The organism is Pseudoxanthomonas suwonensis J47, from assembly GCF_000513955.1.
Lineage (GTDB): Bacteria > Pseudomonadota > Gammaproteobacteria > Xanthomonadales > Xanthomonadaceae > Pseudoxanthomonas > Pseudoxanthomonas suwonensis_C.
This window is the reverse complement of the sequence record NZ_KI911328.1, coordinates 85,723-102,816: the sequence shown is the minus strand read 5'-3', so window position 1 is coordinate 102,816 and position 17,094 is coordinate 85,723. Positions and strand designations below refer to the sequence as shown.

The window sequence follows — 17,094 nt, the reverse complement described above, 5'->3', positions numbered from 1 at the left end:
TGATCGGTCCGCGGCGCTGGGGCGCGTGCGGCAAGCAGACGATGGAGACGTGATGGCGCAGGCCTCGCAGCAACACTGGATCGCCACGGCCGGGCAGGCGTTGCATGGCGGGTTGGAGATTCCCGGCGACAAGTCGGTTTCGCACCGTTCGGTGATGTTCGCCGCGCTGGCCGACGGCGTGTCCACCATCGACGGCTTCCTCGAAGGCGAGGATACCCGTGCCACCGCGGCGATCTTTTCGCGCCTGGGCGTGCGTATCGAGACGCCTTCGCCGTCGCGACGGATCGTGCATGGCGTGGGCGTGGACGGCCTCAAGCCGGCCGATGGCCCGCTGGACTGCGGCAACGCCGGCACCGGCATGCGCCTGCTCGCCGGCCTGCTGGCCGCGCAGCCGTTCGACAGCGTGCTGGTCGGCGACGCCTCGTTGTCGAAGCGGCCGATGCGCCGCGTGACCGCGCCGCTGGCGCAGATGGGCGCGCGCATCGACACCGAAGCCGACGGCACGCCGCCGCTGCGAATCCACGGCGGCCAGCCGTTGCACGGCATCGACTATGAGCTGCCGGTGGCCAGCGCCCAGGTGAAGTCGGCGGTGCTGCTGGCTGGCCTGTACGCGCAAGGCGAGACCTCGGTGACCGAGCCGCATCCGACCCGGGACTACACCGAGCGCATGCTCTCGGCGTTCGGCGTGGACATCGAATTCTCGCCCGGCTTCGCCCGCCTGCGCGGCGGCCAGCGCCTGCGCGCCACCGACATCGCGGTCCCGGCGGATTTCTCCTCGGCCGCGTTCTTCCTGGTCGCGGCCAGCATCGTGCCGGGCTCGGAGCTGCGCCTGCGCGCGGTCGGCCTCAATCCGCGCCGCACCGGCCTGCTGCAGGCGCTGCGGCTGATGGGCGCCGACATCCGCGAGGAGAATCCCTCGACCCACGGCGGCGAGCCGGTCGCCGACCTGGTGGTGCGGTACGCGCCGCTGCACGGCATCGAGGTGCCGGAGGCACTGGTGCCGGACATGATCGACGAGTTCCCGGCGCTGTTCGTGGCCGCCGCCTGCGCCGATGGACCGACCGTGGTGCGCGGCGCCGCCGAACTGCGGGTCAAGGAATCCGACCGGCTCGCGGCGATGGCCAGCGGCCTGCGCACGCTCGGCCTGCGGGTGGACGAGACGCCGGACGGCGCGACCATCCATCCCGGTCCGCTGGGTGCCGGAACGATCGAAAGCCATGGCGACCACCGGATCGCCATGGCCTTCGCGGTGGCCGCCCAGCTCGCCAGCGGCGAGGTGCGGATCGAGGACGTGGCCAACGTGGCCACCTCGTTCCCGGGCTTCGACACCCTGGCCCGCGGTTGCGGCTTCGGCCTGGTGGCCTGAGCCGCAACCGCTTCCGCGTCAGCTACGGCGGAAATCCACCGGCAGCTGCACCGTCGACGGCACGGCCTTGCCGTCGTGCAGGGCCGGCTCGAAGCGCCACTGGCGCACTGCCTCGATCGCGGCGCGGTCGAAGTCGCGGCTGCGGTCGCCGCGGTCGCCGCTGCGCTGGATGACTTGGACGTCGGTCGGCACGCCGCGCGCGTCGATGCTGATCGACAGCAGCACGCTGCCTTCCCGGCCGGCGCGCAGCGCGGCGCGTGGGTAGTCCGGGACCGGATTGCCGGCCAGCGGCCGGGCAGGGCGCTCGGAGACGATGGGCGCCGGACGCGGTTCGGTACGGGTCGCAGCGCTGCCGTCACGCGTTTGCGTGGCATCCGTTGCCGCCGCCGGCGGCTCGATCAGGATGGGCGTGGTATCGGCGACGGGCCGGGCATCGTAACGCTGCATGGCCCACCAGGCCGCGAGCGCGACCACGGCCAGCACCAGCAGGGCGAGCAGCAGCGGCGAAGTGCGGCGCGCCTGCGCTTCATGCGCTTCGTGATGCACGCCGGCCGGATCGGCGGGGTGCGAAGGGCGGGTGGTATAGGTTGGCATCGGGAAGCTCCTTGGCGTTTGCCTGGCAACGCCCCGAGTCTCCTGATGCCGATGTGTGCGCCCGGTCGATTCGCGCTGAACGTTTCCACGACGACTGCGGGGATTCAGCGAGTTGCAGGCGGGATGAAGGGCGTAGCGCCGATCCGCTTATTCCATCTTGAAATCGATCGGCACCGTGAGCCGGCCGGGCACCGGATTGCCGTCGGCATCCAGCGCCGGCGAGAACCGCCAGCGCGATACGGCTTCCACGGCGGCGCGGTCCAGGTCGCGCGAGCCGCTGCGCGAGGCGACCTCGACCGACAGCGGCGTGCCGCCGGCGTCCACTTCCACTTCCAGCACCACCGTGCCGCTCTCGCCCCGGCGCGCCGCGGCGATCGGGTAGCGGGGCGAGGGCGACTGGTCCGGCAGCGGCGTCGGCGGCTGGGCGGCCACGGCTACAGGCGCCGCGGTTTCCTCCAGGCTCGGCGGCAGCGGCGTGGTCTCCAGCGGTGCGGGCACGGGCTCGACGATGGCCGGTTCTTCCTCCACCAGCTGCGCCGCCTCGCCTTCGTCTTCCGCCGGCACCGGCAGCGGTGTCGCCGCATCGCCGGCGGCCATCGGCCGGGGCAGCGGTTCGAACGTCTCGGCGTTTGCCGCCGGCTTCACCGGGGCCTCGGCCGCATCGTCATCGCCACGGTCCGCCAGCCAGACCAGGCCGAACAGCAGCCAGCCCAGCAGGAAGGCCAGGCCGACCACCAGCCAGCGGCCCCCGGGCAGGTACCTGGAAAAACCGGAAAGGGCGGATGCGTGCGTGGCCATGGGCGTCCGGTGCTGGAAACGCCCCGATTCTGGCACAGCAGCGGTGAACCGCGGGCGCGCCCGGCCGCGATTGGCGATAATGGCGGACCGATCCGGAAACCACCCCCGCCATGCTCGATCCCGCCCTGCTCCGCAACCAGCCTGCCGCCCTGGCCGAACGCCTCGCCACCCGCGGCTACGTGCTCGACACCGCCACGCTGGAAGCGCTGGAGTCCGAACGCAAGGCGATCCAGATCCGCACCCAGGAACTGCAGAACCTGCGCAATACGCACAGCAGGCAGATCGGCGCGCTGATGGGTTCGGCCAACCGCCTGGCGGCCAGCGGCGACCAGGTCCAGGCCGAGGCGCAGAAGGCGCAGGCCGAGCAGCTGAAGGCCGAGGTCGTCGGCTTCGGCGACGAGCTCAAGGCTTCCGAAGCGCGCCTGGAGGAGATCCGCGGCCAGATCGAGGCGATCGCCCAGGGCATCCCGAACCTGCCGGCCGACGACGTGCCCGCCGGTGCCGACGAGAACGACAACCTCGAGGTGCACCGCTGGGGCACCCCGCGCGCGTTCGACTTCGAGGTCCGCGACCACGTCGAGCTGGGTGCGCGCAACGGCTGGCTGGACGCCGACACCGCCGCCAGGCTGTCCGGCGCGCGCTTCACCGTGCTGCGCGGCCAGCTGGCGCGCCTGCACCGCGCGCTGGCGCAGTTCATGCTCGACCTGCACACCGGCGAGCACGGCTACGAGGAAACCAACGTCCCGCTGATCGTCAATGCCGACGCGCTGCGCGGCACCGGCCAGCTGCCGAAGTTCGAGGAAGACCTGTTCGCCACCCGCCTCGGCGAGCACACCCGCTACCTGATCCCGACCTCGGAAGTGCCGCTGACCAATATCGTCCGCGAGGAGATCGTCGAGGCCGAGCGCCTGCCGCTGCGCATGACCGCGCACTCGATGTGCTTCCGTTCCGAGGCCGGCAGCGGCGGCCGCGACACCCGCGGGATGATCCGCCAGCACCAGTTCGAGAAGGTCGAGCTGGTCTCGGTGGTGCGCCCGGAGGAAAGCGACGCCGAGCACGAGCGCATGACCCGCGCCGCGGAAACGGTGCTGGAGCGCCTGGGCCTGCCGTACCGCAAGGTGCTGCTGTGCACCGGCGACATGGGCTTCTCCGCGCGCAAGACCTACGACCTGGAAGTGTGGCTGCCATCGCAGCAGACCTACCGCGAGATCTCCTCGTGCTCCAACTGCGGCGACTTCCAGGCGCGGCGCATGCAGGCGCGCTGGCGCAACCCGGAGACCGGCAAGCCGGAGCTGGTGCACACGCTCAACGGTTCCGGCGTGGCTGTCGGCCGTGCACTGATCGCGGTGATGGAGAACTACCAGCAAGCCGACGGCTCGATCACCGTGCCGGAGGTGCTGCGCAGGTACATGGGCGGTCTCGAGCGGATCGCCTGAGCCGCTGCATCGGCGGGACGCGTTCCCGCCGCGGAGTAGAAGACGCCGCGCCCGCAAGGCGCGGCGTCGCTGTCTGCGGCCTCAGGCCGCCGCGCTGAACGCGACGACTTCGTCCTCGATCGCGGCACGGGCGGCGGCGATGGCTTCGGCGCGGTGCTGCGGGGACAGGCCCACGCCCTCGGCGCGCACGATGCGCACGTCGTCGATGCCGAGGAAGCCGAACAGCATGCGCAGGTACGGCTCCTGGAAGTCCCTCGGCGAACCGGCATGCAGGCCGCCACGGGCGCTGGCGACGATCACCGTCCTGCCGCCGGCCAGGCCCTGCGGGCCTTCGGCGGTGTAGCGGAAGGTGCGGCCGGCCACGGTGACGCGGTCCAGCCAGGCCTTCAGCGTCGAGGGGATGGCGAAGTTGTACATCGGCGCGCCGATCACGACGATATCGGCGTCCAGGAACTGCTGCAGGACCTGTTCGGCGACTTCCGCCTCGGCCGGGTCGGCCTTGGCCAGGCGGGCCCCGGTCAGGTGCGGCAGCGGGTCGCGGTCCAGGTCGCGGTACTGGACCTCGAGGCCCGGCGTGGTCGCCCGGTACTGTGCGACGATGGCGGCGGAAAGCTCGCGGGTGACCGAGCTTTCGCCGGTCGCGCTGGAATCGAGGTGCAGGAGTTTCATGGGTGGATGCTCCGGATCGGTGGGGGAGGAGCGGCCGTGGCCGCTGCTGCCGCCCACTATCGGTCGTTGCGCCGGTGGGATAAAGGTGCTTATATGTCACCATCCGTTCCAAACATGGAATTAGCGCCATGCAGGACCTGAACGACCTCTACTACTTCGCGATGGTGGTGGAGCACGGCGGATTCGCCGCCGCCGAGCGCGCCCTGGGCATCCCCAAGTCGCGCCTGAGCCGCCGCATCAGCCAGCTGGAAACCGACATGGGCGTGCGCCTGCTGCAGCGCTCGACCCGGCGCTTCGCCGTCACCGACGTGGGCATGAGCGTGTACCGCCACGCCCAGACCATGCTCACCGAGGCCCAGGCCGCGCGCGAGGTGGTCGACCGCCTCAGCGCCGAGCCGCGCGGCGTGGTGCGGGTCAGCGTGCCGGTGGCGATCGCCCAGCAGCAGCTGCCGAAGCTGCTGCCGAAGTTCCTCGACCAGTACCCGAAGGTGCGGCTGCAGCTGCACGTCAGCAACCGCCGCGTCGACCTGATCAATGAAGGCTTCGACGTGGCCTTGCGCGTGCGCACGCGGCTGGACGACGACGGCAGCCTGGTGATGCGCAGCTTCGGCCAGATCCAGGAGCTGATGGTCGCCAGCCCGAAGTACCTGGACCGCGCCGGCCGTCCGAAGGATCCGGCCGACCTGGCTTCGCACCTGACCCTGAGCATGCACGAGGACGAGGCGCACCAGCGCTGGGAACTGCACGGTCGCAACGGCGAGGTGCGCCGCGTCGACAACCTGCAGCCGCGCGTGGCCGGCTTCGACTTCCCGCTGCTGCTGGCGATGGTCAAGGACGGCTTCGGCATCACCATGCTGCCGGAGACCGTGTGCGCCGAGGCCGTGCGCAAGGGCGAGCTGGAAGTGGTGCTGCCGGACTGGTCGCTGCCGCAGGGCATCTGCCACGCCGTGTTCGCCTCGCGCCGCGGCCTGCTGCCGGCGGTGCGGGTGTTCATCGACTTCTTGGCCGAGCACCTGCCGCAGCAGATCGAGTCCTCGCGCCTGGACTGCGGCAACTGCGGCAACAAGGGCAAGCAGCCGGCTGTGGCGGTGGAAGCGGCCGAAGCCGGCTGAAAAGCGCGCCGGCCCGCCGCTTGGCGGCTGCCCCGGCGGCGCGTCGCATGCGACAATCGCGCGCCGCCGCCCGCAGGGCCGGCGGGGCGACATCCGAACGGAAGGGTGGCCGAGTGGTTTAAGGCAGCGGTCTTGAAAACCGCCGATGGGTCAAACCATCCGTGGGTTCGAATCCCACCCCTTCCGCCAGCTCCCGGCCTTCCCGGACGCCCGTCACATTATCCGTGTGAGCGGCTTGCCGCTCCGGCGGGGCAGGGGCTAGGCTCGGGCGGGGCATACCGAGGGAAGCGGCATGGCCATCCGGATCTACATCGTTGACGACCACGCGCTGGTCAGGGCCGGCCTGCGCATGATCCTGTCCGCGGAAACGGACATCGAGATCGTGGGCGAGGCGCCGAGCGGCGAGGAAGCCCTGCCGCAGATCCGCAAGCTCAAACCCGACGTAGTCCTCTGCGACCTGCATCTGCCGGGGATCAGCGGCCTGGAAGTCACCGAACGCATCGTCCGCGGCAAGCTCGGCAGCCGCGTGGTCATCGTGTCCGTGCTCGAGGAAGGCCCGCTGCCGAAGCGGCTGCTCGACGTCGGCGCCTACGCCTACGTGGGCAAGGGCGGCAACGCGCAGGAGCTGCTCCACGCCGTGCGCGACGCCGCGCGCGGGCGCCGCTACCTCGGCAGCAGCGTGGCCCAGAACATGGCGCTGGCGACGATGGGCGGCGACAGCTCGCCGTTCGAGCAGCTGTCCTCGCGCGAACTGGAAGTGGCGATGCTGCTGGTGCAGGGCATGCGCCAGGACGCGATCGCCAAGCGCCTGAGCCTGAGCGCCAAGACCATCAACACCCACAAGTCGCGCCTGTTCCAGAAGGTCGGGGTGCAGGACAGCATCGCCCTGGCGCGGCTGGCGGCGCGCTACGGCCTGATGGATCCGGGCACCTCGCTCTGAGCGCGGCCGCGGGCCGCCATCCTTGCAAATGAAAAGGCACCGGACGCGCCGCGTCCGGTGCCTTGCTGCGCTCCCGCCAGCAGGGGGGAGCGTTGTCACGGCTCAGCCCTCGCGGGATTTCGCTTCGCCGTCTTCGTTCGCGGCGTCCGCGGCCGGCGCGGCCTCGTCGGCCTTGTCGGCTTCCGCCGCGGCAGGCTGCTGCTGCTCTTCCACGGCCGGGGTCTCCGGCTGGGGGGCGGCGGGCAGTTCGTCGAACAGGCCCGGGTTGGCGACCGCAGCGGGCGCCGGTTCCGGCTCCACTTCGGCAGCCGGGGCATCGGCGACCCGCTCGGCAGCGGCGGGAGCCGCTTCGACTTCCGGTGCCGGTTCGGCGGCCGGGGCTTCGGCAACCGGAGCGGCCGGTTCGGCCGGCGTTTCGGTCACGACCTCGGCCACGGCTTCCGCGGCGGCATCGACCGGCGAAACCTCGGCGACGGCCAGCGGCTCGCCGCTGTCGGCCTGCGCCGCGGCGGCGGCCGGGGCCAGCGTGGTGGCGGCATCGCCCGACTGCAGGGAGGGCTCCACCTCGGCGGACGCCTGCGCCGGCTCGGACGGGGCCGGGTCGACCGGTGCCAGCGGCGCCTGCGGCGCGGCCACTTCGACGGCGGCTGCCGCCGCCGGCTGCGGGGCGGGCACCGGCCCTGCGGCCGGCTGCGGCTGCGGCTGCGCGGGCGCGGCGTCGGTCACGGCGACCGGCGCGGCCGGCACGATGTCGTCGAAATCGAACTCCGGCTGGTCGCCGCGGACGATCGTCGCCGGCATGGCCTCGCCGGGCTCGTCGGCACCGCCGTCATCCAGTTCGCCTTCCAGGCCTTCGGCGTTCTCGCTGGCCCCTTCGGCACCGGCCAGCGCACCACCGCCCTCGCCACCGCGACGGCGGCGACGGCCACCGCGACGGCCGCGACGGCGGCGGCTGCCGCCCTCGGCGTTGGCGGCGCCTTCCTCGCCGGCGGGCACGGATGCGCCTTCAGCGGCCACGTCCTGTACCGCGACCTCGACGGCCTCGGTGGCCTCGACCGGGGCGGCGGCGGGCAGGGTGGTCGCGGCGGCGACCACCGCGGCGGCGGCGGCCGGAACCGCGGCCTGGGTTTCGGTGGCGGCGGCCGGCTCCTGTTCGGCGACGCGCGGCTTCGGCGCGTTCGCCGGCGCCGCTGGCCTCACCGTTTCGGTGGCCTCGGTCGCGGGCCTGGGCTGCTTCGGCTGCTGCTTCGGCTGGCGTTCCTGCTTCGGCTGCTGCTGGCCGCCCTGGCCCTTCTGCTGCTGCGGCTGGCGCTCCTGCTTCGGCTGCTGCTGGGCCTGGCCGTTGCCCTTGTCCTTGTCCTTGCCCTGCTGCTGGCCGCGCTGCTTCTGCTGCGTGCCGCGGTTGCCGCTCTGGCCGCCGCGCTCTTCGTTACGGCTGTCGCGACGGTTGCGGTCGCCGCGCTCGTTGCGGTTGCCGCGGCCTTCGCCCTGCGCGGGACGCGCCGGTTCCGGGGCCGGCGCGGGGCCCGGCTCGGCGCCGAACAGGCGCTTGAGGAAGCCGACGACGCCGCCGCTGGCGGGGGCCGGACGCGGCGCCGGAGCCGGGGCGACCGGCGCCGGGGCTTCCTCGCGCTCCTCGCGGACCGGGGCCGGGCGCGGCGGGGCCACGCGGGTCACCGCCGGCGGCGGCGGGATGTTGAGCTGGGCCTTGGTCAGGGCGTGCACCGGCAGCTTGCGCGGGGTGCCGCGCTGGTACGACGGCTTGTTGCTCTCCTCGCCCAGCTCGTTCTCGCGCAGGCGGGTGACTTCGTAGTGCGGGGTCTGCAGCTGCTCGTCGGCGACGATGATGATCGGCGCGTCGTGGCGCTGCTCGATCTCGCGCAGCGCGCCGCGCTTCTCGTTGAGCAGGAAGTTGGCGATCTCCACCGGGGCCTGGACCAGCACCTGCCCGGTGTTCTCCTTCATCGCGTGCTCCTCGGCGACGCGGATGATCGACAGCGACAGCGACTCGACGCTGCGCATGCGGCCGTGGCCGTCGCAGCGCGGGCAGACGATCTGGCTGGATTCGCCCAGCGAGGCGCGCAGCCGCTGGCGGCTCATCTCCAGCAGGCCGAAGCGGCTGATGCGGCCGATCTGGACGCGGGCGCGGTCGTACTTCAGCGCGGCCTGCAGGCGGTCCTCGACCGCGCGCTGGTGCTTGGACGAGGCCATGTCGATGAAGTCGATCACCACCAGGCCGCCCAGGTCGCGCAGGCGCAGCTGGCGGGCGACCTCGTCGGCCGCCTCCAGGTTGGTGTGGAACGCGGTCTCCTCGATGTCGCCGCCCTTGGTCGCGCGCGCCGAGTTGACGTCGATCGCGGTCAGGGCCTCGGTCTGGTCGATCACCAGGGCGCCGCCGGAGGGCAGGCGCACGGTGCGCTCGTAGGCGTTCTCGATCTGCGACTCGATCTGGAAGCGGTTGAAGAGCGGGATGTCGTCCTTGTAGTGCTTGAGCTTGCGCAGCGTCTGCGGCATCACCTGTTCCATGAACTGCCGCGCGTCGTTGTACATCTCCTCGGTGTCCACCAGGATCTCGCCGATGTCGGCGCGCAGGTAGTCACGCAGGGCACGGATGATCAGCCGCGATTCCTGGTAGATCAGGAACGGCGCCGGCTTGCTCAGCGCGGCCTCGGCGATCGCGCGCCAGGCGGCCAGCAGGTAGTCCAGGTCCCACTGCAACTCTTCCGCGTCGCGGCCCACGCCGGCGGTGCGGATGATCACGCCCATGTCGTCGGGGATGGTCAGCGCGTCCATGGCGCGCTTGAGCTCGGCGCGGTCCTCGCCCTCGATCCGGCGCGAGACGCCGCCGGCGGTCGGGGAGTTGGGCATCAGCACCATGTAGCGGCCGGCCAGCGAGATGAACGTGGTCAGGGCCGCGCCCTTGTTGCCGCGCTCGTCCTTGTCGACCTGCACCACCACTTCCTGGCCTTCGCGCAGCAGCTCGCGGATGCCGGCCTTGTTCGGGTCGACGCCGGCCTGGAAGTAGTCGCGGGAGATTTCCTTCAGCGGCAGGAAGCCGTGGCGTTCGGCGCCGTAGTCGACGAAGGCCGCTTCCAGGGAGGGTTCGAGCCGGGTGATGCGGCCCTTGTAGATGTTGGACTTCTTCTGTTCCTTCGACGGCTGTTCGATGTCGATGTCGTACAGGGTCTGGCCGTCGACGATGGCCACGCGCAGTTCTTCGGCCTGCGTGGCGTTGATCAGCATTCGCTTCATTGTGGCGTTCCTTGCGCGCTCTCACGCGCGGAACGACGGGCGTTCGCACTCTGGAATCCCGGGCCCCGGCGTGGTCGGCAGGGGCGGCGGGCTTCGCCATCCGTTCGCGCAGGCGCGGCGGGACGGATCCTGGTTTCCAGCGCTGCAACACCACGGCGGACCGCGGGAGCGCTTTGCTGTCTTGCTAATGGTGGTGCGGGGCCGGCGGCCGGTGGGCCGCACGGGACGTGTTCAGCTACCGGTGCTCTGACCCACCGGGCCATGGCCGGGTCTGCCTGCAAGCCGCTAACATGGCCGCCCCGTGGGCGGTGGTCGCGCACTGTGCCGGGATCGCGGGAAGCCCGGGCTTCTGGCCCTGCAGCTTCTTCCAGCGGAATCAAACCCTTACATCGCCGCCCGAGTCTAACAGAAATCGCCCCCATGACCGAACCCGCCCCCGGCCGGGCCGTCGCACGCACCGTACGGGTGCCCGACGACCGCGATGGCCAGCGCCTGGACAACTTCCTCCTTGGCCAGCTCAAGGGTGCGCCGCGCAGCCTGGTCTACAAGCTGGTCCGCAGCGGCCAGGTCCGCGTGAACGGCGGCCGTGCCAAGGCCGAGCGCAAGCTGGCGACCGGCGACGAGGTCCGGATCCCGCCCGTGCGGCTGGAGACCGAGGCCGGGCGGGGCACCCCGGCGCCGGGCCTGCTGCAGCGGATCGAGGCCTCGATCGTGTTCGAGGACGCCCGCCTGCTGGCCCTGGACAAGCCGTCCGGGGTGGCCAGCCATGGCGGCAGCGGCATCTCCTTCGGCGCGATCGAGACCCTGCGTGCCCTGCGCCCGGGCCAGACCCTGGAGCTGGCCCACCGCCTGGACCGGGACACCTCCGGGGTCCTGGTCGTGGCCAAGAAGCGCTCGGCCCTGGCCGAGCTGCAGGCGCTGATGCGCGAGCGCGAGGGCGGGGCCGGCGGCGGCATCCGCAAGCGCTACCTGACCCTGCTGACCGGGCGCATGCCCGACGGCACCATGAGCGTGGACGCCCCGTTGCACGTAGGACTGAGACAGGGTGGCGAGCGCCACGTCCAGGTCAACCCGGACGGCAAGCCCTCGCTGAGCCACTTCCACCTGCTGGAGCGCCGCGGCGGGCAGTCCTACTGCGAGGTGCGGATCGACACCGGCCGCACCCACCAGATCCGCGTCCATGCCCAGCACATCGGCCACCCGGTCGCCGGCGACGACAAGTACGGCGACCCGGAGGCCAACCGCCGGCTGCGCGACAAGGCCGGCCTGCGCCGGCTGTTCCTGCACGCGGCCTCGCTGGAGTTCGCCCTGGACGACGGCCGCACGCCGTACACGATCAACGCGCCGCTGGCGCCGGAACTGGCCGAGGTCCTCGACCGTCTGTAAGAAGCGTCAGCCGCCTGGGCCTACCACTTGAACAGGACCAGGCTCAGGGCCAGCACGCCCATGCCGCTGACCAGGCCGTAGACGGTCTCGTGGCCCTTGGCGTAGCGCTTGGCCGCCGGCAGCAGTTCGTCCAGCGCCAGGAACACCATGATCCCGGCGATCACCCCGAACACCGCGCCGAACACGCCTTCGGACAGCACGCTCGACAGCAGCCCGTAGCCGATCAGCGCGCCCACCGGTTCGGCCAGGCCCGACAGCAGGCTGGCGACGAAGGCATAGCCCTTGTTGCCGGTGGCGAAGTACACCGGCACCGCGATGGCGATGCCTTCGGGGATGTTGTGGATGGCGATGGCGAAGGCCAGCGGCAGGCCCACCGCCGGGTTCTCGAGGGTGGCGAAGAACGTGGCCAGTCCCTCGGGGAAGTTGTGCGCCGTGATCGCCACCGCGGTCATCAGGCCGACCCGGCGGATGTATTCGCGGTTGTGCTCGCGCAGCGACGGATCGTCGGCGGTGAGGGTGTCGTGCGGGTTGGGCACCAGCATGTCGATGCCCATGATCAGCAGCACGCCGGCGAGGAAGGCGAAGGTCGCGTAGGTGAAGCCCAGCCGCGGGTCGAAGGCGAGGGTGAACGAGGCGATCGACTTGTTGAGGATCTCCGACAGCGACACGAACACCATCGCGCCGCCGGCGAAGGCCAGGCCGAAGGCGAGCAGGCGCGGGTTCGGCCCCTTGGCGAAGATCACCAGCAGGCTGCCCAGGCCGGTGGCCAGGCCCGCGGCCAGGGTCACGCCGAGGGCGATCAGGACCGCGGAGGCGGAGGGTTCCATCGGCGGGCTCTTCCCTGAGTGGCCCCGCTCAGGAGGTGGGCGAGCGGCCGGCGTCGAGGGCGAAGCATGCGTCAGGGCGTACCGCAGGCGGCGTGAAGTTCACCGGCACCTGGATCTTCTGCGCCACCGGCTGGCCGCCGCGGGTAGCCGGGCGGAACTTCCAGGTGCGCACCGTCTCCTGGGCCAGCTGGTCCAGCTCCGCGTTGCCGCTGCTGCGGACCAGGTCGACCCGGGTCGGCGCGCCTTCGACGCCGATCTCCAGGCCCAGCACGGTCTGCCCGCCGACGCCGGCGCAGGCCAGCTGGATCGGGTACTGCGGCGGCGGGGTGTCCAGCGCGGCGACCTCGGTCGGTGCCGGCACCGGTTCGGCCGGTGGCTGCGAACCGCCGCAGGCGGCGAGGGTGGCGGTCGCCACGGCGCAGAACAGGGCAGGGAAGCGCCGGTTCATGGTCATTCCTCCAGCAGGGCCGCGGCACGCGCCGCGCAGATGAAGTCGTTCTCGCTCAGGCCGCCCACGTCGTGGGTGGAGAAGCGCACCACCACGCGGTCGTAGTGCACGCCCAGGTCGGGATGGTGGTCCTCGCGGTGGGCGATCCAGGCCAGCGCGTTCACGAAGGCCATGGTGTGGTGGTAGTCCTTGAAGGTGAAGGTCCGGACCAGGGCACGGCCTTCCTCGGCCAGTTCCCAGCCCGGGACCTCCGGCAGCAGCTCGGCGATGCGGGCCTGGCCCAGCCGGTGCTCCACGCCGCGGCGCGGGATGCAATGGGCCTGCGCCAGCGGGATGAGGTCGGTCATCGGGGGCCTCCGTCGATGTTGCTGAACATTTGCGCGGCGTGCTGCGGGCCGGCGCCGGTACGGGGCTAGAATACCCGCATGATCAACATCTCCGACAGCGCGCAGGCGCACTTCCGCAAGCTGGTCGAACGCGAGGCCATCCCCGGCCTCGGCGTGCGGCTGAGCGCGGTCAATCCCGGCACGCCGCGCGCGGACGCGCGCCTGGAATTCGCCGAGCCCTCCGAACTGGCCGGCGACGAGTGGGCGGTGGACTGCGAGGGCTTCACCCTGTACGTGGCCGCCGACAGCGTGGCCTGGCTGGACGGCGCCGAGATCGACTACGTCTACCAGGGCGCCAGCACGCAGCTGACCATCCGCGCGCCGAAGATCAAGGGCGAGGCCCCGGCCGAGTCGGCCTCGCTGGTCGAACGCGTGCGCTGGGTGATGGAGAACGAGATCAACCCGCAGCTGGCCTCGCACGGCGGCCGCGCCACCGTGCAGGAAGTGTCGGCCGACGGCGTGGTCCTGCTGCGCTTCGGCGGCGGCTGCCACGGCTGCGGCATGGCCGACGTCACCCTCAAGCAGGGCATCGAGAAGACGTTGATGGCGCGCGTCCCCGGCGTGACCGCGGTGCGCGATGCCACCGACCACGCCAGCGGCGAGGCGCCGTACATGCCGCGCGGGAACGCGGCCTGAAACCGTGGCGCCTGTGACCCGGGCGTCCGACATCATCCAGGCGCTGATCGAGCGCGCGCCACCCCGTCCTCCCGTCGAACGCAGCACGCGCCTGCCCTATGGCTGGGCGCTGTGGCTGCGCGCGCTGCCGCCGCTGCCGGCGGTGGCCCGGGCGCGGCCGGGCGAAGTGGCCGGCCTGCTGGCGCAGCGTCCACCCGCGCCGCGGGCGCGCGGCGAGGAACTGCCGACCTGGCACGCCTTCGTCGCGCTGTTCCGCCAGGGCTGGCTGCCGGCGCCGCGCGACGAGCGCCCGCTGCGCGTGGTCTCCGGCGCGGGCAGCCTGCTGGTGCACCTGCTGTTCGTCGCCTTCCTCGCCTGGATCGCGTGGATGCAGCTGCTGCACGTGCAGATGCCGCCGGAGGCCGGTGGCGGCGGCGAACGCATCCAGGTCGGCTTCACCGGGGCGGGCGATCCGGGTACTCCGCAGGAGGAGGCGTCCGAAGCCCCGGGCGACGTGGCGGGCGAGGCGGGTGGCGAGCCTTCGCCCCCGGCCGCCGCGGCGCGCGCGGTCGAGGCCACCGAAGCCGCCGATGCGGGGCCTGCGGCTCCCGCCGTGCCGCCGCTGCCGCAGGTGGCGGTCGAGGTCGTGCCCGCCGCGCCGCTGCCGCCGCCGCTGCCGGAAGCGGTCGAGCGCGAGGTCCCCGAGCCGGCGCCGCCGCAACCGGTGCCCGAGCAGCCGGTGCAGGTGACCGAGGTCGAGCAGCCGACGATCGACTACGTCCTGCCGCCGACCACGCCGCGCCAGGTCGTCGTCCCGGTGCCGGCCGAGCCGCAGCTTCGCGAGCGCGAAGTTGTCGTCGTCCAGGCGCCGGTTGTCGTAGCGCCGCAGGCGCGGCCGGTGGACGTACCGCTGCGCCAGCCGCGCGAACTGGAGCTGCGCACGCGCGAGGTCGAGGAACCGCTGCCGCTGCCGGAGGTCGCGGTGCGCCCGGCCACGGTGCGCGCGCCGCAGGTCGAGGCGCGCGTGCCGACACCCGCCGAGCCCAGCCTGCGCGAGCGCGAACTGCCCACGCCGTCGGTGCCGGATGCCACCGCGACCGCCGCCGCGACGGAAGCGCCTGCGGCCGCCGCCGACTCCGCCGCGGATGCACCCGTGCCCGCCACCGCGCCTGGTGCCGCGGTCGCCGCCGATTCCAGACCCGCGCCGGCGCCCGCGCCCGGGCCGGGAACGGGGCAGGCCAACCAGCCCACGCCGGGCGGCAGCGCCGGAACCGCCACCGCCCCGGCCCCCGGCCCGCGCTCGCCGCAGGCCGGCGACGACTGGGGCCTGGCCCGCAGCGGCCCGCAGCGGCCCGGCGGCGCGCCGGGCCTGTTCGACGCCCAGGGCCGCATCCGCCTGCCGGGAGAAGGCGAGGGCAGCGGCAGCGCGAGCGGCCCCGGGTCGCGTGACGGTGCGCCGGGCCAGGGGCTGGCCGAGCGCGGCGCGCCCGGCGGCGACAACGACACCTGGACGCGCGAGCGCATCGCCGAGTCCGGCACCTGGCTCAAGCGCCCGCCGTACGACTACGAACCCACCAGCTTCGACCGCTACTGGGTGCCGAACGAGTCGCTGCTGGCCGAATGGGTGCGCAAGGGCATCAAGTCGGTGGCGATCCCGATCCCCGGCACCAGCAAGCGGATCAACTGCGTCGTCTCGCTGCTGCAGCTGGGCGGCGGCTGCGGCATCACCGACCCCAACCTCAACGAGCAGCCGGCCGACGGCAGGCTGCCGCCGGACATCCCGTTCAAGCCCGAGCTGCAGGAAGACAACGGCAGCGTGCGCCCCTGACCCCGTAGAGTCGGGCTTGCCCGACTCCCCCGCCCGGCAGCGCAACGCCAGCACCGGCGCAGCGGGGCAAGCCCCGCCCCACGAAAAGCCCGCCCCCCTTCATAGAGTCGGGCTTGCCCGACTCCCCCGTTCGGCGATGCAGCGCCGCCACAGGCGCAGCGGGGCAAGCCCCGCTCTACAGCAACGGGCGGCCTGCTAGAATCTGCGGCTGTTTTCCCTTCATGCAGCCCCCGCCATGATCGAGCTCAATCCCGTCCGCCAGCGCATCGCCGACCTGACCGGTCGCGTGGTCTCGCTAAGGGGGTATCTTTGACTACGACGCCAAGAAAGAGCGTCTGGAAGAAGTAAACCGCGAGCTCGAGCTGCCCAACGTCTGGGATGACCCGGAGCGGGCGCAGGCCCTCGGCCGCGAGCGCGCCATGCTGGAGAAGACCGTCGGCGGCATCGCCGCGGTGCTGGAAGGCCTCGAGGGCTCGACCGAGCTGCTGGACCTGGCCGAGAGCGAGCAGGACGAGGACACCGCCCTGGCGGTGGCGGCCGACGTCGACCGCTTCGAGAAGGACATCGAGAAGCTGGAGTTCCAGCGCATGTTCTCCGGGCAGATGGACCCGGCCAACGCCTTCGTCGACATCCAGGCCGGCGCCGGCGGCACCGAGGCCCAGGACTGGGCCGAGATGCTGCTGCGCATGTACCTGCGCTGGTGCGAATCGCGCGGCTGGAAGACCGAGCTGCTGGAGGTGTCCGGCGGCGAAGTGGCCGGCATCAAGTCCGCCACCTTCCGCGTGGAAGGCGACTTCGCCTACGGCTGGCTGAAGACCGAGACCGGCGTGCACCGCCTGGTGCGCAAGAGCCCGTTCGACTCGGACAACCGCCGCCACACCAGCTTCACCTCGGTGTTCGTCAGTCCCGAGGTCGACGACAAGATCGACATCGAGATCAACCCGGCGGACCTGAAGACCGACGTGTACCGTTCCTCGGGCGCCGGCGGCCAGCACGTCAACAAGACCGAGTCGGCGGTGCGCATCACCCATGTGCCCACCGGCATCGTGGTCGCCTGCCAGACCGAGCGCAGCCAGCATGCCAACCGCGACCGCGCGATGAAGATGCTGGCCGCGCGCCTGTACGAACTGGAGATGCAGAAGCGCAACGCCGAGAAGGACGCGGTCGAGGCCACCAAGTCCGACATCGGCTGGGGCAGCCAGATCCGCAACTACGTGCTCGACCAGAGCCGGATCAAGGACCTGCGCACCGGCATCGAGCGCAGCGACACGCAGAAGGTGCTCGACGGCGACCTGGACGAGTTCGTCGAGGCCAGCCTCAAGGCGGGCCTGGAGGCCGGCTCCAAACGGAGCGACGCGGCGTAAGGAGGATGGCCGCCAGGCCATCCCGACCGGCACCGCGTCCGCATCCTCCCCTCGAGATGCCCGGTGCCGCCGA

Annotated in this window: 15 protein-coding genes and 1 tRNA gene; 9 read left to right on the top strand and 7 right to left on the bottom strand. The window is 72.1% G+C overall.

Annotated features, from left to right (window positions below; all coding sequences use genetic code 11):
* The first annotated feature begins 52 nt into the window (after positions 1 to 52).
* Positions 53 to 1,366 carry a 3-phosphoshikimate 1-carboxyvinyltransferase gene (gene aroA / locus M503_RS0111845; RefSeq protein ID WP_037061324.1) on the top strand — a complete coding sequence of 438 codons (1,314 nt, stop codon included), beginning with the start codon at positions 53 to 55 and terminating at the stop codon, positions 1,364 to 1,366.
* 18 nt (positions 1,367 to 1,384) lie between these two features.
* On the opposite strand, the gene M503_RS0111840 is transcribed toward aroA, so the two are convergent.
* On the bottom strand, positions 1,385 to 1,960 hold the full coding sequence (locus M503_RS0111840; RefSeq protein WP_051414576.1) for an energy transducer TonB: 576 nt from the start codon (positions 1,958 to 1,960) through the stop codon (positions 1,385 to 1,387).
* Between the two features lie 147 nt (positions 1,961 to 2,107).
* Entirely contained in the window at positions 2,108 to 2,758 is a 651-nt protein-coding gene (locus M503_RS0111835) for an energy transducer TonB (RefSeq protein WP_028918845.1), read from the bottom strand.
* 110 nt (positions 2,759 to 2,868) lie between these two features.
* Between M503_RS0111835 and serS the strand changes: the two genes are divergently transcribed.
* The gene (serS, locus tag M503_RS0111830; protein ID WP_028918844.1) at positions 2,869 to 4,194 is read left to right on the top strand and encodes a serine--tRNA ligase; all 1,326 of its coding nucleotides are present in this window, start codon (positions 2,869 to 2,871) and stop codon (positions 4,192 to 4,194) included.
* 81 nt (positions 4,195 to 4,275) lie between these two features.
* On the opposite strand, the gene M503_RS0111825 is transcribed toward serS, so the two are convergent.
* A complete protein-coding gene (locus tag M503_RS0111825) occupies positions 4,276 to 4,863 on the bottom strand; it encodes an FMN-dependent NADH-azoreductase (protein WP_028918843.1) in 588 nt (195 codons plus the stop codon).
* Between the two features lie 128 nt (positions 4,864 to 4,991).
* Between M503_RS0111825 and M503_RS0111820 the strand changes: the two genes are divergently transcribed.
* The 3 genes from M503_RS0111820 (at position 4,992) to M503_RS0111810 (ending at position 6,915) form a co-directional block, all read left to right on the top strand.
* Complete coding sequence (locus M503_RS0111820; protein ID WP_028918842.1) at positions 4,992 to 5,975, top strand: LysR family transcriptional regulator; 984 nt, start codon at positions 4,992 to 4,994, stop codon at positions 5,973 to 5,975.
* A 99-nt stretch (positions 5,976 to 6,074) separates the two neighbouring features.
* A tRNA-Ser gene (locus M503_RS0111815) sits at positions 6,075 to 6,164 on the top strand.
* Positions 6,165 to 6,267: 103 nt separating this feature from the next.
* Positions 6,268 to 6,915, top strand: coding sequence for a response regulator (locus M503_RS0111810; RefSeq protein ID WP_028918841.1), 648 nt, complete (start codon positions 6,268 to 6,270; stop codon positions 6,913 to 6,915).
* A 102-nt stretch (positions 6,916 to 7,017) separates the two neighbouring features.
* Here the strand turns inward: M503_RS0111810 and M503_RS16430 are convergent, their stop codons facing one another.
* Positions 7,018 to 10,167, bottom strand: a complete 3,150-nt coding sequence (locus M503_RS16430; protein ID WP_051414573.1) for an Rne/Rng family ribonuclease — start codon at positions 10,165 to 10,167, stop codon at positions 7,018 to 7,020.
* Between the two features lie 420 nt (positions 10,168 to 10,587).
* Here M503_RS16430 and M503_RS0111800 point away from each other — a divergent pair, with 420 nt between their 5' ends.
* Positions 10,588 to 11,553: an RluA family pseudouridine synthase gene (locus M503_RS0111800; RefSeq protein WP_028918840.1), complete on the top strand. Its 966-nt coding sequence runs from the start codon at positions 10,588 to 10,590 to the stop codon at positions 11,551 to 11,553.
* 20 nt (positions 11,554 to 11,573) lie between these two features.
* Here the strand turns inward: M503_RS0111800 and zupT are convergent, their stop codons facing one another.
* The 3 genes from zupT to M503_RS0111785 are packed head-to-tail and all read right to left on the bottom strand — an operon-like array spanning position 11,574 to position 13,175.
* Positions 11,574 to 12,380, bottom strand: coding sequence for a zinc transporter ZupT (gene zupT, locus M503_RS0111795; protein ID WP_028918839.1), 807 nt, complete (start codon positions 12,378 to 12,380; stop codon positions 11,574 to 11,576).
* A 28-nt stretch (positions 12,381 to 12,408) separates the two neighbouring features.
* A complete protein-coding gene (locus M503_RS0111790) occupies positions 12,409 to 12,828 on the bottom strand; it encodes an energy transducer TonB (RefSeq protein ID WP_028918838.1) in 420 nt (139 codons plus the stop codon).
* A gap of 2 nt (positions 12,829 to 12,830) precedes the next feature.
* The gene (locus tag M503_RS0111785; protein WP_024868823.1) at positions 12,831 to 13,175 is read right to left on the bottom strand and encodes a 4a-hydroxytetrahydrobiopterin dehydratase; all 345 of its coding nucleotides are present in this window, start codon (positions 13,173 to 13,175) and stop codon (positions 12,831 to 12,833) included.
* A gap of 78 nt (positions 13,176 to 13,253) precedes the next feature.
* On the opposite strand from M503_RS0111785, the gene M503_RS0111780 reads away from it, so the two are divergent.
* From M503_RS0111780 to prfB, 3 genes are all read left to right on the top strand, one after another.
* Positions 13,254 to 13,850 (top strand): NfuA family Fe-S biogenesis protein, encoded by a 597-nt coding sequence (locus M503_RS0111780; RefSeq protein WP_024868824.1) that lies wholly within the window; start codon positions 13,254 to 13,256, stop codon positions 13,848 to 13,850.
* A 13-nt stretch (positions 13,851 to 13,863) separates the two neighbouring features.
* A complete protein-coding gene (locus tag M503_RS0111775) occupies positions 13,864 to 15,657 on the top strand; it encodes a hypothetical protein (RefSeq protein WP_051414571.1) in 1,794 nt (597 codons plus the stop codon).
* Between the two features lie 235 nt (positions 15,658 to 15,892).
* A protein-coding gene (gene prfB / locus M503_RS0111770; RefSeq protein WP_155952058.1) for a peptide chain release factor 2 occupies positions 15,893 to 17,021 on the top strand; the annotation gives its coding sequence in 2 pieces (ribosomal slippage) (positions 15,893 to 15,967 and positions 15,969 to 17,021; 1,128 coding nt in all).
* Positions 17,022 to 17,094: the final 73 nt, after the last annotated feature.